This window comes from Alsobacter sp., from assembly GCF_059501845.1.
Genome location: NZ_JCACDK010000018.1, coordinates 1,841,713 through 1,855,807, shown reverse-complemented (window position 1 = coordinate 1,855,807; position 14,095 = coordinate 1,841,713). Strand labels below are relative to the sequence as shown.

The following is a 14,095-nucleotide window of genomic DNA, read 5'->3' as shown; positions in this document are numbered from 1 at the left end:
GACCGCCATGCGCCGCGACCGCATCATCGATGTCAGAGCCAGCCTGATCGACTCGCGCGGCGCGGGTGGCGACTACCACGACCGCGACGAGGGACACTGGCTCATCGACACGCTGATCGCCACGCCGATGTCGGCGTACCCGCCCTACAAGCCGTCCCGGACCTCCTGGGGCATCGCGGTGCTGGGCTCCATACTGGTCGAGGTCGAGACGGAGGGCGGCCTCGTCGGCGTCGCCACGGGCCTCGGTGGGCCGCCGGCCTGCTTCATGATCGAACGGCATTTCCGCCGCTTCCTCGTCGGCTCCGACCCGCGCGATCTCAACCGGATGTGGGACCAGATGTACCGGGCCTCGATGCCCTACGGGCGCAAGGGCCTGACGGTGGCGGCCATCTCCGCGGTTGACCTCGCCCTGTGGGACCTCGCCGGCCAGCTGCGGCAGGAGCCGGTGTGGGCCATGATCGGCGGCAAAGTCCGCGACGACCTCGCCCTCTACTGCACGGGCCCCAAGCCCGCCGTCGCCAAGGCACAGGGCTTCTTCGGCGCCAAGGTGCCCCTGCCCGAGGGTCCGGAGGCGGGCCCGGCGGGGTTGCGCCGGAACGTCGAGTTCCTCGCGGCGCACCGGGCCTCCGTCGGTGCGGATTTCCCGCTGATGGTCGACTGCTACATGTCGCTCGACGTGCCTTACGCCGTCGACCTCGCCAGTGCCCTGAAGTCGCTCGGCATCCACTGGATCGAGGAGGCGCTGCCACCCGACGATATCGAGGGCCATCGCATTCTCAAGGCACGCTGTCCCGACACACGCTGGACGACGGGCGAGCACGAGTACACCCGCTACGGTTTCCGGCAGCTCATCGAGGGCCGGAGCATCGATATCCTGCAGCCCGACCTCATGTGGATGGGCGGGCTCACGGAAGCGCTGCGGGTCTCCGCCATGGCTTCGGCCTACGACATTCCGGTCGTGCCGCACGGGTCTGGCCCGTACTCGTATCATTTCGTGGTCACGCAGCCGCACATTCCGTTCAGCGAATACGTGAACACCTCGCCGGGAGGCGACGAGGTCGCACCCGTGTTCGGGGCGCTCTTCGCGGGCGAGACCGTGCCGGTGAACGGCAGGGTGTCCGTTACTGACGCGCCAGGCTTCGGCCTGACGCTGAACCGGGATGCTGTGAAGCTGGCGCGGCCCTACGCCCCCGAATGAGGACCGTGGGGGCGGGAAGCGCATCCGACCGGGTCCATAGCCCGTCAGGACGCGGGGCTGCCGCCGGAACGGCGAAGAGCGCCAGGCCCTTCACGCACCCCATCGCACCCAGCGCGAGCTTCTCGCCCCTGGTTGTCGAGACCCTGGTGCCCGTTGCCGCCGGCTGCGCGGTGCGTGCCTTCACACCGATCGCCCGGTAGATCTCCCTCGCCGCCGCGATGGCGAGCGCCGAGCGCAGCGGCAGGCGGCCGATGCCGGCCGAGGCGCTGGCGTAGTAGCGCTCTGCCTCGTCGAGAACCCGGCCGATCGTGCGTCCCGCCCTGACGGCCTCCCCGGCACGCGCCAGGGCCTCCGGAGCAACGCCGTCCTCCGCGAGCCAGCGACGGGGCAGGTAGACGCGGCCGGCCGCCGCATCGTCGGCGACGTCGCGTGCGATGTTGGTCAACTGGAACGCGATGCCGAGGTCGCAGGCGCGGTCGAGCGTCTCCTCGTCGCGCGTGCCCATGATCAGGGCCATCATCACCCCGACAGCGCCGGCCACATGGTAGCAATAGGTGACGGTGTCCTCGATGGTGTCGTACCGGCGGCCCCCTACGTCCATCGCGAAGCCCTCCACGAGATCGAGCGGGTAGCGGACAGGAATCCGATGACGCTGCACGACCTCGGCCAGCCCTTCATACGGAGTGCCCGGCCGGGGCCTGCCCGCCAGCGCCGCTCGGGTCTCGCGCTGGATCTCGTCGAGACTTCCGGTCGCCGAGCCGGATGAAGGGCTGTCGCGGCCGAGAGACTGGCCATCGATGAGATCGTCGCAGTGGCGGCACCACGCATAGAGCAGCGTTGCACTGCGGCGCACCCGGGCGTCGAACAGGCGGGATGCTCCGGCGAAGCTCTTCGACCCCTGACGGAGGGCGGTCTCGGCTGCATCGAGCGTGAGGTCGCCGCTCATGCCGGGATCTTCGCCGGCACAGCGGCAGCCTCTTCCAGCATCAGCCCCGCCGTTGCCTTGGCCGAGCCTACGACGCCGGGTATGCCGGCCCCCGGATGGGTACCCGCGCCCACGAGATAGAGGCCGCCGAGCCGTGCATCCCGGTTGTGCGGCCGGAACCACGCGCTCTGCGTCAGGATGGGTTCCATTGCAAAAGCAGAGCCGAGATGAGCGTTGAGTTCGCCGCGGAAGTCCTCGGGCGTGAAGATGCGACAGGTCTCCATCGCGTCCCGCAGGCCCGGGATGTGGTGGCGTTCGAGGTGGTCGAGGATTCGATCGCGGTAGCGCGGGCCCTCCACCGACCAGTCGATCGGCGCCGCACCGAGATGGGGAACGGGCGAGAGCACGTAGAAGGCGCTGCAGCCGGGTGGAGCGAGGGAGGGGTCCGTCGCGCACGGCGAATGCAGGTAGAGCGAGAAGTCCTCCGGCAGTCCGGGCCCGGCAAAAATCTCATCGACCAGGGCGCGATAGCGCGGACCGAAGAGGACCGTGTGGTGCGCGAGATCGGGATACTCGCGGCGCACGCCGAAATAGATCACGAACAGCGAGTTCGAGAAGCGCTTCGACGACAGGCGCGTCGCCTCGCTCTGGCCGCGGCGGTGATGCCCGAGAAGCTCGGAATAGGTGTGCATCACGTCCGCGTTGCTGGCCACCATGTCGGCGGCCAGCATTTCGCCGTGCTCCGTTTCGACGCCGCTGACCCGGTCACCCTGCGTGAGAATGCGGCGGACTGCGGTCTCCAGGCGCACGGTGCCGCCGAGATCCTCGAAAAGCCTGACGAGGCCCCGCACCAGCGCCCCGGTTCCGCCGCGCGGGAAGAACACGCCCCACCGCCGTTCGAGCGCGTGGATCAGCGCATAGATGGCGGACGTCGAGAACGGGTTTCCGCCCACCAGCAGCGTGTGGAAACTGAAAGCCTGCCGCAGGGCCTCGTGACGGATGAAGCGCGACACGAGCGCGTACACGCTGCGGTAGCTCTGCAGGCGGATCAGATCCGGCGCCACCTTCACCATGCTGCGGAAGTCGAGGAACGGCACGTGGCCGAGGCCGAGATAGCCGGTTTCCAACAGCTCGGAAGAATAGGCCAGAAAGCGCCGATAGCCCTCAACGTCCTCAGGCGAGATGGCCGCGATCTGCCGGTCCAGCTCGTCCTGGCTGTTGACGTAGTCAAAGCGGGTGCCGTCGTCCCAGTGCAGCCGGTAGAACGGCTCCACCGGCACGAGATCGACATAGTCCGACATGCGGCGCCCGGCGGTCTCGAACAATTCCTCGAGGCAGGTCGGATCCGTGATGACAGTCGGGCCGGCGTCGAAGGTATAGCCCGCATCCTCGTAGACATAGGCACGGCCGCCGGGCCGGTCGCGTTTCTCCAGCAGGGTTACGGCCACCCCGGAGGCCTGAAGCCTGATCGCGAGAGCCAGGCCGCCGAATCCCGATCCGACGACGATTGCACGCTTTCTCATCGTCCCACCCCCGCCCGGCGCATAACGGCCGCCTCGTCAAGCAGCGGCAGTGCCCGCCGTATTGGAACGGGTGGCCGGCCGCTGAGCGTCCGAGCCTTGTCCCCAAACGTGGGCGACCCCGCATAGAACCTGGAGATGAGCGCCTCCGGCAGACCGTAGAAGCGCTCCATGACCCGCCTGCGCTGGCCGGGATCGGCGGCCAGGAACAGCATCCGCGACAGGAGCCGCAGGAAGCGCTGCTGCCGCCAGCGCTCGCGCGCATAGGCCTCCACCGCCTGGGCGATCGCGGGCCCGGACAGGTCGGAGAGCCCGGCGACGAGATCGGCCACCCGCACGGCGTCCGGCAGAGAGTAGCCCGTCACGGGATGGCAGAAGGCGCCGGCAAGACCCGTGCGGGCCACGCCCGGCGTTCCGTCGGTGAGGAAGCCTTCGAAATCACCGGCCATGACGATGGGCAGCACTCCTGCTTCTTCCCGCAGAATGCGGCGAACCGGCCAGCCGCGAGCCGAGACATAGTCGCGCACGCGCTGGCGCACGACGTCGCGGGAGAGGTCCGGCGCATCGCTGTAGTAGGTGTCCTCGACGAGAACCGATTTCGGCGAGAACGGCAGGACGTAGACGAAGCGGTAGCCGTCCTGCTGCTCGACGCGGGCGTCCATGATGATGGGCGCGTCGAGGCCGTGCGGCTCGGCGAGTTCCAGCTCCAGCCCGACGAACTTCTGGTACCCCAGCATGAACCGTCCTTCGGGCGGCCGGCCCATGCCGTCGACGACGGCCCGCGCACCGATCCGGCGGCCATCGGTGAGACGGACTTCCGTCGCCGACAACTCCTCGACGGTTGCGCCCGTGACGATGCGGTCCCGCAACCTGTCCCGCAGCACGACCCTGAACCGCTCGGACGCGATCGAGCGGTAGCCGGCGGCGAGGCGTCGCGTCCTGTTGGGGAAATGCACCTCCTGCGCGCCCCACCGGCAGGTGACGAAAGGTGAGATCCAGGCGTGCTGGTTGGTGTCGAGGTCGGCGGCATGGAAGGACCAGGTGTGGTTGCCGCCCGGCTCCTCGTCCCGCTCGAGGAGCAGGATCGAGAGATCCGGCCGCGTGACCGAGAGCCGGTAGGCAAGGAGACCGTTGGCGAGGCCCCCGCCCGCGAGGACAATGTCGGCTTTGATGTCCGTCGGCATGGCTCAGGCCTCCCCGTCCGCTGCATTGCCGGCCGGAAGCCGGCCGTTCTGCCGCAGCCGGGCGCGCAGGGACGCGAGGGGCGGAGCAAACAGGAAACCGAAGGAGACGGAGCCCTCCCGGGCCCGGACCGCGTGGTGCAGGCGATGCGCTTGCACGAGGTGCTTCAGGTAGCCGCGGCGCGGCACGTGCCGGAACGGCCAGCGCTGATGCACCAGCCCGTCATGCACGGCGAAGTAGAGGACTCCGTAAACGACGGTGCCGACGCCCACCCACCAGAGAGGTTCCCAGGTCGCCCCGGCGATGAAGAGGAGCGCGGAAATACCGGCGAAGACGACCGCATAGAGATCGTTGCGCTCCAGCGTCTCGTCGCCAGGCTCGTGATGAGACTTGTGCCACCCCCATCCCCAGCCATGCATGACATGGCGGTGGATGAGCGTCGCCGCGACCTCCATCACCACGACGGTGGCAACGACGATGCCGAGTGCCGCCAGCGCCCCGATCATGCCGGCAGGCTCCTGGCGAAACGGTCGAGCAAGGCCAAGAGGGGGCCGCCGTCGAACCTGCACCCGGACAGCGCCTCTGCTGCTTCCGCGAGATCCGCAAGAATGCGCCGCCGCGCCTCGGCAGGCCCGGCGAGGGAGGCAAGGCTCGGGCGGCCGGCATCCTTGCCGGTGTCCTTGCCAGCCAGCGAGGGCTCGGCCACGCGGTCGAGCAGGTCATCCGCATTCTGGAAGGCGCGCCCGAAATGGCAGGCGTACCGCTCCAGCCGATCGATATCCGCTTCGCTGGCGCCGGCAGCGAGCCCGCCGGCGCGGGCCGCAAGGACGAAGAGCACGCCGGTCTTCAAATGGTTGAGGGCCTCGATGCTGCGGAGGTCGCCGCAATCTGCCCGTTCGGCGAGATCGCGCTGCTGGCCTCCGGACAGGCCACCCGGGCCGATAGCCTGGGCCAGTTCGCGTACGAGACGGTTGCGGACACCGTCCCCGACGCCCCGCAGCCCGGCGACGATGCCGAAGGCGCGGTTCATCAGGGCTATGCCGGCCAGGATCGCGGTGCTTTCGCCGAACACGACATGGGTGCAGGCACGGCCGCGGCGCAGCCTCGCATCGTCCATGGCGGGAAGGTCGTCGAAGATGAGCGAGGCGGTGTGCACCATCTCGATGGCGCAGCCGGCGTCCAGGGCCGCGCGCGCGGCTTCGCCCGTCCCGCGTCCGACGAGCACACAGAGCAGTGGACGCAGCCGCTTCCCCGGCGCGAGCAGGCTGTAGCGCATGGCTTCGCCAAGCTGGCCGGAGCCGCCGTCCTGAATGGACAAAGCCGAGAGGCGCGCCTCGATGTCCGCCTGCGCACGCGAGATTACGGTCGCAGAATCCGCAGCCTGGCCCGGCATCGCCTGTTTGTGGCGGACGATGGAGGTGTCCAGCATGACGGTATCGGACATGCGTTCCCTTTCTCTCGGGGGCTGCCAAGTGCATTCCGGCCCTTTCCCGATGCACCCGTCCGATGGCTCAATGACTCCCGCCTACAATCGTTTCGTCTGCGCCAATCCGCCGCGGAAATCGTACGCAGTCGATCGCGAATACGGCAGCGCTTCCGTTTGTTCTTGGAAACGACTGGTTGGATGGCTCGAATTTTGTGGCGGGTGCTCTAAAATCAGAGCGACGTAACTCTGAGCACGCCAACAGGTCATGACCCAAGCGCACGCTACGGAACAAACCCGTGACCGAAGCCGGCTCCGCCCGGAGCACCAGGCAATGGTCGGACTCGTGGCGTCTGGCACGCTGGTGTGCGCGTGGGCTGTGCTGCACGTTGCCGGGGTGTTCTTCTACCCGCTGACAGGCGGCTGGATCCTCGCGGCACCCTTGCTGGTGGCTGTCCAATGCTGGCTGAATGTGGGGCTCTTCATCGTCGCGCACGACGCGATGCACGGGTCACTTGCGCCTTTCCGGCCGGGGCTCAACCGCTGGGTCGGCCGGATCTGCCTGGCGCTCTACGCCGGGTTCTCATACGACAAGCTGCTTCCCAAGCACTTCGCCCATCACCGCCACGCCGGGACAGCGCTGGATCCGGATTTCGACGAGAACCATCCCTCGGCCTTCTGGCCCTGGTACGTCAGCTTCTTTCGCGAGTATTTCGGCTGGCGGGAGTTCGCTGTTCTCGCGGCGGTCGTGTGGACCTACATCCTGGTGCTGGGCGCCAGCCCGGCGAACCTGCTCACCTTCTGGGCACTGCCTGCGATCCTGTCGTCGGTGCAGCTTTTCCTGTTCGGCACCTACCTGCCGCACCGCCACGGAGAGGACCCGTTCGGCGACAGGCACAACGCCCGCAGCAACGCTTTTCCGCCCTGGCTGTCGCTCATCACCTGCTTCCACTTCGGCTATCATCACGAGCATCACGCACAGCCATCGGTGCCGTGGTGGAGGCTTCCGTCGCTGCGCTGAGAGCAGCTTCGATCGCGTCGGCAGCGGCCGCCGCGCCGCCGGTCGCCGCGATTGCAGAAGCCAGGCCGGCAGCACGCGCGCGGTACCCGGGTTCGTCCAGCACGCGGCGCATGGTCTCGCGGAGCTTTCCGAGGTGCATCGGCGACACGATTTCACCCACGCCGGCGTGCCGGATGCGGGCGGCCGTTCCCGGCTGCTCGAAGCCGATCGGCAGGGCGGCAACCGGAACGCCGGCGGAGAGGGCATCCAACACGGTATTGAAGCCCGCATGGCAGACCGCCAGGAAGCAGCGGTCGAGCACGGCCGTCTGGTCGACGAAGGCGTGCGCCGTGACGCGGCCCGGCAGCGAGCGGATCTGCGTGCCCGTGAGCCGTCCGCCATGGGCGATGACGAGCCGCAGGCCGAGCACCGCGCAGGCCTCTGCGACAGCGCGAAACAGCCGGAACCGGGCCCCCTGCAGCGTGCCCAGCGAACAGAAGACGAGCGGTCCCGGGCCGTCGGGAATAGTCAGATCTGCCGCAGGCGCGGAACGTTCCGGCCTGAACGGGCCGGCATAGACCAGTCCCCGGGGGCGAGCGGGGAAGTCCAGCTCTTCAACTCCTTGCGTAACGCGCAACAGGGGTGACAGGCAATCCTCGACCGTCGTGATCGGCCCCAGACCCCAGGCTCGTGCCCGGCTCCGGATGGCCGAATGCAGCGGCCACATGAGCCCGTCGCCGATCCTACGTGCTCCCGCGGTCCTGCGCAGTCCACTTTCCGACGGGTCGAAATCCCAGGGGACGTAGGCCGGAGGAACCCCTGGTTCCGCGGACAGAGGGAGGGCCGTCGCAATCGAGACGAAGGGCATGCCGATCCGGCGGGCGACGAGGCCGCCGGCGGGTTCCAGCTCGTCGCACAGCAATGCGTCGCAGCCAAGCCGGTCGAGGAGTGCAGGAAGCTCGTCGCACGCCGCCTCGAGCGACAGCCGCATGTCGCGCACAATCCGCATGATCCCGAAGGGCAGCGCCGGCCTTGCCAGCCTCCGCAGCATCTCGCCGTGCGGCGGGCGTCCGGGACCCCGCAAGTGGTGGACGCGAACCGGCGCCTCGACTGCAAGCTCGACGCCCTGGGGCAGCAGCAGCACGGCGTCGTGGCCGCGGGCGGCAAGCTCGCGGGCAAGGACGAGCGTGGGATCGAGATGCCCCCTGAGGGGCGGACAGAGCAGCGCAAGGCGCAGGCCCACGGGGTCTCCCGCTGTACATGCCGGCAGGCAGGCCCTGCGGCTCATCGACCCTCCTGGAACGCCGTCGGCAGCCGTTCGTTCGATTCTCACAGACGCGAGTTGATGCCATGACCCATCGCGAAGACCCTTCCCACCCGGCCGAAGACGAGACCCTCGAAACGGTGCACTACGACGGCCCCGCCGGAGGCTGGGGCTCCGTCCGCGGCATCAGCCAGACGCTGCTGAAGGAGGTCGACACGCCCGCGGTCGGGCGCACCCTGATGCGGCAGAACAAGCCCGGCGGGTTCATGTGCACCTCGTGCGCGTGGACGAAGCCTGCCCGTCCCAATCCCTTCGAGTTCTGCGAGAACGGCGCCAAGTCGACCCTTTGGGAGCTGACGACCCGCCGCTGCACGCCGGAAAAGCTCGGCCAGCACACGCTCACCGAGCTGCGGACCTGGAGCGACTACGACCTCGAGCAGCTCGGTCGCCTGACGCACCCGATGCGCTATGATCGCGCGTCGGACCGCTACGTTCCATGCGAATGGGAGGAGGCTTTCTCGGCCATCGGCGCAACGCTGAAGGCCATCGAGCCGCGCTCCGCGATCTTCTACACCTCGGGCCGCGCCAGCCTGGAGACGGCCTATCTCTACGCGCTGTTCGCAAGGCTCTACGGGCACAACAACCTGCCCGACAGTTCCAACATGTGCCACGAAACGACGTCCGTCGCGCTCAAGAGCCTGATCGGCGTGCCGGTGGGCACCGTCGTCCTCGACGATTTCGACCATTGCGACGCGATCTTCTTCTTCGGCCAGAACACCGGCTCGAACAGCCCGCGTTTCCTGCACACGCTGCAGGATTGCGTGCGGCGCGGCGTCAAGATCGTCACCTTCAATCCCGTTCGCGAAAAGGGACTTGAGAGCTTCACGAACCCGCAGAGCCCGACCGAGATGCTGACCGGCGCGGAGACGCGGATCTCTGACCAAAACCATCAGGTCCGCCCTGGCGGCGACATTGCGGTCCTTACCGGCATGGCGAAGTGCCTTCTGGAGGAGGACGGGTCGCGCTGGATCTCCGGTGCAGAAAGGCTGCTCGATGTCGACTTCATCGAGCGCTTCACCTCCGGGTTCGACGCCTTCAGGCAGGCGGTCGAGGCGACGTCCTGGGCCGATATCGCGCGTGAGTCCGGCCTCGGCCGGTCGGCTCTGGAGGAGGCGGCACGCGCCTACTTCGAGGCGAAGAGTGTCATCGGCATCTACGGCATGGGACTGACGCAGCATTCCCACGGCTTCGAGAACATCGCGGCCTATGTCTCCCTGCTGCTGATGCGGGGGAACATCGGGCGAAAGGGAGCCGGGATTTCCCCCGTGCGCGGGCATTCCAATGTACAGGGCCAGCGCACCGTCGGGATCAGCGAGAAGCCCGAGCTGGTTCCCCTCGACAAGCTCGCCGAGCAGTACGGGTTCGAGCCGCCCCGCGAAAAGGGAATGAACACGGTCGAAGCCTGCGAGGGCATCCTGGCGGGAAATGTGCACGCGTTTATCGGGCTCGGCGGGAATTTCCTGCGCGCCATTCCCGACTATCCGGCCGTCGAAGCCGCCTGGACCCGCATGCGACTGACCGTGCAGATCGCCACGAAGCTCAACCGAAGCCACCTCGTCGTCGGCGAGGAGGCGTGGCTGCTGCCCTGCCTCGTGCGTTCGGAAGTCGACAAGCAGGCGGGTGGCGGGCAGGTCGTCACCATGGAAGACAGCCTCAGCTGCATCCATGGCTCCCGGTCGACCCATGCACCCGCAAGCAAGCATCTGCTGTCCGAGGCCGCCATCGTCGCCGGTCTTGCCAAGGCGACGCTTCCGCCCAATCCCAAGGTCGACTGGGACAGGTGGGTTGGCGACTACGGGCTCATCCGCAACGAGATCGAGCGCACCTACCCCACCGAGTTCCACGACTTCAACAAGCGCATGTTCACGCCGGGCGGGTTCTACCGCGGCAATGCCGCGCGCGAGAGGATCTTCAAGACGAAGGACGGCAAAGCCCAGTTCACTCCGCCGACGACGCTCTGCGCTGCTGGCGTTCCCGACGCCGAAGGGCGCCTGCGGCTGGTGACGCTGCGCAGCAACGACCAGTTCAACACCACGATCTACGGCTACGAGGACCGCCTCCGCGGCATCTCGGGGCGGCGCGACGTGCTGCTGATGTCCCCCGCCGAGATCGGTCGTCACGGGCTTGCGCCGGGGCAGCGGGTGTCCCTGGTAGGCGATGCGGCAGACGGCGCCGACAGGGCTGTCGGCGGGCTCGAGGTGGTGCCGTTCGACCTGCCCGACGGGTGCGTCGCAGGCTATTTTCCCGAGCTCAATCCGCTGGTGCCGCTGTGGCTGCACGACGAGCGCTCGAAGACGCCCGCCTACAAGTCGGTGCCGGTGCGCATCCGCACCTGAGGTAGCTCGCGCAGACCTCTGCACCAGCGGGACCTCGCCCGGGCACTTCCCTGTTTGACCGGCAGCCCCGTTCTGTCGATGCTGCCGCAAAATTCAGGAGGAAAGCGATGACCAAGCCCTACAAGGTGACGCGCAGCGACGAGGAGTGGCGGCGGCTGCTCACGCCGGAGCAGTACGAGGTGATGCGCAATCATGCCACGGAGCGGCCGGGAAGCTGCGCGCTTCTGCACGAGCATCGGCAGGGCCGTTTCACCTGCGCCGGCTGCGACAGCCCGCTGTTCGAGTCCAAGCTCAAATTCGAAAGCGGGACGGGCTGGCCCAGCTTCAACGATCCCGTCCCCGGCTCGGTCGAGACGGAGACGGACCAAAGCTACGGCATGGTGCGGACCGAGGTGCATTGCGCGACTTGCGGCTCGCATCTCGGGCACGTGTTCCCGGACGGCCCGCCGCCGACCGGCTTGCGCTACTGCATCAACGGCGTCGCGCTCAACTTCGAGCCCAAGGCGGCCGGTTAGGGCGCCCCGGATCAGGCCTTGCCGAGGGCGGCAACCTCGCGCCGCCAATCGTGCTCCTCCTTGAAGCCGAGCACCTCGCGGATCTTCCGGTTGGACAGCGGAGCCTCGTGCTCGCCCATCGGCCGGGTGACCGGCGTGTTGGGACACCAGCGGGCGAGGAACTCGGCGGTCGGCTGGTCGGCGGTCATCGTGTCGTTGGTGGCGTTGAACACCTGGAAGCCGAGCCCGTCCTTCTCCAGGCCGAGATGGACGATCTGCGCGAGGTCGCGGGCGTCGATATAGCTCCAGGCGTTGCGCTTGCGCGACGGCGGGTTGGCCGCATAGCCGGGGAAGCGGTCGTATTCGTTCGGCTCGATCACATTGCCGATGCGCAGGGCATAGATGTCCGCGTTGTAGCGTGCGGCAAAGGCGCGGGACGTCTGCTCGTTGATCACCTTCGACAGGCCGTAGCTGTCCATCGGGTCGACGTCGTAGTCCTCCTCGAGCGGGAAGCACTTGAAGTCCCGGTCGCCCTCCGCGAAGCAGACGCCGTAGGTGGTCTCGCTGGACGCGACGATCACCTTGCGGATGCCGAGCTTCATCGCCGCCTCGATGACGTTGTAGGTGCCCATCACGTTGACCCGGTACGTCTCGTTGTCCGGGTTGATCAGCACACGCGGCACGGCGGCGAAGTGCACGACGGCGTCCACCGGAGCCGGCGGGCGACCCTGTTCGAACCCGTCGAAGCCGAAGTGCATGGTCATGGCATTGAACACCTGGCCCTCGTCCGTGATGTCGCCGACGAGGGTGGGGATGCCGGAATGGTCGAAGGCTTTCAGGTCGAAGTTCAGGATCTTGTAGCCGCGTTCCAGCAGCCAGGGCAGCATGTGGCGCCCGGCCTTGCCGGTGCCGCCGGTGAAGAGAATTCGCTTGCTCATGACGTAGCCCATCCCTTTGCGGCCGCCGGATCGCGGCGAGCCGTCGTGTCGCGGCGAATGCACTAGCGCGCCGTTCCGAGAGCCACATAGCGCCTTCAGGCGCTCAGAACATCCCCGCACGCGACTGGCACATGCGCCTTCGCCGCACGCCTGACCCGCGCCGTTCGTTCGCCTGCGTCTGGACGGTGGGCCCGGCCGGCAGGCCTCGTCAGCGTGCGCGTGCCGTTGCGAAGGCCGCCACGGTATCGTCGGCCGGGCGAATGCGGCGGCCTCGCACGACCATGTCCAGCAGCTCGGTCGCCGTGGCGAGAGTGGGATCAAAGGTCTTGTGTTCGTACATGACCCTGAAAACCGGGTCGCCATTGACAAGGCGCATGCTCCACAATGGGAACATGCGCGAGGAAACCTCCTGCACCAGGCTCAGTCGGATATTGTCGTGCCGTGGATCGCAGAGGATACGCCCGAGCGTTTCTGTGACGCCGAGACGAGCTCCCTCGAGCACCTGGACGAAGAAGCGGTCTGAGAAAAGCAGAGCCCCGGTGATGTTCTTCGACGCGTTCCGGCGGGTGGCGACGTCATGGATCAGGCGCAGCTGGGGGAGGAGGTCACCGCTCGCAATGTTGACCTCGCTCAGATACACCGCGCGGATGAGAAGGCCCATGTCACCAATACCTGTCGCGCCAACCGCTGCAGAGTGCATGAGACAAGCTTAAGGCAAGTCACAACGCGAAGGCCCCTCTTTGTCGCTTCGATACCGGACCGGCACGCGGACGAAGGCTCGCTTCAGGATGCTGCCGGAACTGCATTGGCCCGCTTCAGCATGGTCTTCCTGAAGGTGGCGGGGCTGACCGAGAAGCGCTTTTCAAAAGCCTCGTAGAAGCTGGACAGTGAGCCGAAGCCGCAGTCGAAGGCGATGGTGGTGATCGACAGGTCGGTGGACAACAGCAGCGACTGGGCGGCATCGAGACGGTGGCGAGTGAGAGCCTGCTTGATGGTGATCCCGAACGCCTTCCTGAACAGCGAGATGGCGTAGTTCGGATGCAGGCCCGCCGCCCTGGCGACATCGCTGACCTGGACGGCGCGCAAGCCGTCCTCGCCGATGAAGCGGGTCATGGCCTCCAGCGAGGAGAGCCTCTCGGCGTCGAAGCCCGGCGCGGCGGACGCAGGAGCCGCCGCGTGACGGAGGTCCTGCCAGCCCTCGTGGTCCAGCCGCTGGAGGCGGGCCACGAGCTCGTCGCGCACGACGGCCTCCAGGGCCTCGTCGCCGCTCATCAGCTCGCGCCGCCAGCGGAGGAACACGTCGCGCTCCCACGGCGCGACGGAACGCGCCGCGATCATCCCGCCGCGCAGGACGGCGTCGCGCAGACGGGCGGCGCGGGAGAGGGACAGCACCATGGCCAGCGGCAGGTAGAAGCACGCGAATTGGGCGTCGTCCGACGCCTCGGTGACCTGATGCGGTGCCATGCCCCAGAACATGACGATCGCGTCGTCCTGCAGCCGTATCAGCCCGCCGTCGAGCCAGTATGTCATGCGGCCGCTGAGCAGGACGTTGATCTCTACCTGGCTGTGCATGTGCGGGCCCGGCATTCGCTGCACAGCCAGCCGGTGGCCGGCGCACAGCCTGTGGTTGCCAAACACAACCATCGGGTGTTTGCGCCCGATGCCGTCCTCGATCGAGATGCTCTCGTCTGAATAGGTGCTGACCTGAACCAAGGCGGCCACCTTAGGAATCCGGAATTGAAGGCCGGGAATACG

At 67.6% G+C, this 14,095-nt stretch carries 13 protein-coding genes; 4 read left to right on the top strand and 9 right to left on the bottom strand.

Annotated elements, in window-relative coordinates:
- Positions 1–7: 7 nt before the first annotated feature.
- Complete coding sequence (rhmD, locus tag AC5JCN_RS23600; RefSeq protein WP_495757532.1) at positions 8–1,198, top strand: L-rhamnonate dehydratase; 1,191 nt, start codon at positions 8–10, stop codon at positions 1,196–1,198.
- Here rhmD and AC5JCN_RS23595 read toward each other — a convergent pair.
- Genes AC5JCN_RS23595 through AC5JCN_RS23575 form a run of 5 tightly spaced genes read right to left on the bottom strand, consistent with a single transcriptional unit; the run spans position 1,122 to position 6,269 of the window.
- Entirely contained in the window at positions 1,122–2,144 is a 1,023-nt protein-coding gene (locus AC5JCN_RS23595) for a phytoene/squalene synthase family protein (RefSeq protein ID WP_495757531.1), read from the bottom strand. The genes rhmD and AC5JCN_RS23595 overlap by 77 nt on opposite strands.
- Entirely contained in the window at positions 2,141–3,646 is a 1,506-nt protein-coding gene (locus tag AC5JCN_RS23590; RefSeq protein ID WP_495757530.1) for a phytoene desaturase, read from the bottom strand. The genes AC5JCN_RS23595 and AC5JCN_RS23590 overlap by 4 nt, the downstream gene beginning before the upstream one ends.
- Entirely contained in the window at positions 3,643–4,827 is a 1,185-nt protein-coding gene (gene crtY, locus AC5JCN_RS23585; RefSeq protein ID WP_495757529.1) for a lycopene beta-cyclase CrtY, read from the bottom strand. The genes AC5JCN_RS23590 and crtY overlap by 4 nt, the downstream gene beginning before the upstream one ends.
- Before the next feature lie 3 nt (positions 4,828–4,830).
- Entirely contained in the window at positions 4,831–5,331 is a 501-nt protein-coding gene (locus AC5JCN_RS23580) for a sterol desaturase family protein (protein WP_495757528.1), read from the bottom strand.
- On the bottom strand, positions 5,328–6,269 hold the full coding sequence (locus AC5JCN_RS23575) for a polyprenyl synthetase family protein (protein WP_495757527.1): 942 nt from the start codon (positions 6,267–6,269) through the stop codon (positions 5,328–5,330). Before AC5JCN_RS23575 ends, AC5JCN_RS23580 begins: the two co-directional genes overlap by 4 nt.
- 313 nt (positions 6,270–6,582) lie before the next feature.
- Here AC5JCN_RS23575 and AC5JCN_RS23570 point away from each other — a divergent pair, with 313 nt between their 5' ends.
- The gene (locus tag AC5JCN_RS23570; RefSeq protein ID WP_495757526.1) at positions 6,583–7,269 is read left to right on the top strand and encodes a fatty acid desaturase; all 687 of its coding nucleotides are present in this window, start codon (positions 6,583–6,585) and stop codon (positions 7,267–7,269) included.
- On the opposite strand, the gene AC5JCN_RS23565 is transcribed toward AC5JCN_RS23570, so the two are convergent.
- A complete protein-coding gene (locus AC5JCN_RS23565; RefSeq protein WP_495757525.1) occupies positions 7,187–8,536 on the bottom strand; it encodes a glycosyltransferase in 1,350 nt (449 codons plus the stop codon). The genes AC5JCN_RS23570 and AC5JCN_RS23565 overlap by 83 nt on opposite strands.
- A gap of 62 nt (positions 8,537–8,598) precedes the next feature.
- Between AC5JCN_RS23565 and AC5JCN_RS23560 the strand changes: the two genes are divergently transcribed.
- Together AC5JCN_RS23560 and msrB are read left to right on the top strand one after the other, a co-directional pair.
- Positions 8,599–10,908, top strand: a complete 2,310-nt coding sequence (locus AC5JCN_RS23560; RefSeq protein WP_495757524.1) for an FdhF/YdeP family oxidoreductase — start codon at positions 8,599–8,601, stop codon at positions 10,906–10,908.
- A gap of 107 nt (positions 10,909–11,015) precedes the next feature.
- Positions 11,016–11,423 carry a peptide-methionine (R)-S-oxide reductase MsrB gene (gene msrB / locus AC5JCN_RS23555; RefSeq protein WP_495757523.1) on the top strand — a complete coding sequence of 136 codons (408 nt, stop codon included), beginning with the start codon at positions 11,016–11,018 and terminating at the stop codon, positions 11,421–11,423.
- An 11-nt stretch (positions 11,424–11,434) separates the two neighbouring features.
- On the opposite strand, the gene AC5JCN_RS23550 is transcribed toward msrB, so the two are convergent.
- From AC5JCN_RS23550 to AC5JCN_RS23540, 3 genes are all read right to left on the bottom strand, one after another.
- Positions 11,435–12,340, bottom strand: a complete 906-nt coding sequence (locus AC5JCN_RS23550; protein WP_495757522.1) for an NAD-dependent epimerase/dehydratase family protein — start codon at positions 12,338–12,340, stop codon at positions 11,435–11,437.
- Positions 12,341–12,548: 208 nt separating this feature from the next.
- Positions 12,549–13,001, bottom strand: coding sequence for a BLUF domain-containing protein (locus AC5JCN_RS23545; protein ID WP_495757521.1), 453 nt, complete (start codon positions 12,999–13,001; stop codon positions 12,549–12,551).
- A 122-nt stretch (positions 13,002–13,123) separates the two neighbouring features.
- The gene (locus AC5JCN_RS23540; protein ID WP_495757520.1) at positions 13,124–14,062 is read right to left on the bottom strand and encodes a helix-turn-helix domain-containing protein; all 939 of its coding nucleotides are present in this window, start codon (positions 14,060–14,062) and stop codon (positions 13,124–13,126) included.
- Positions 14,063–14,095: the final 33 nt, after the last annotated feature.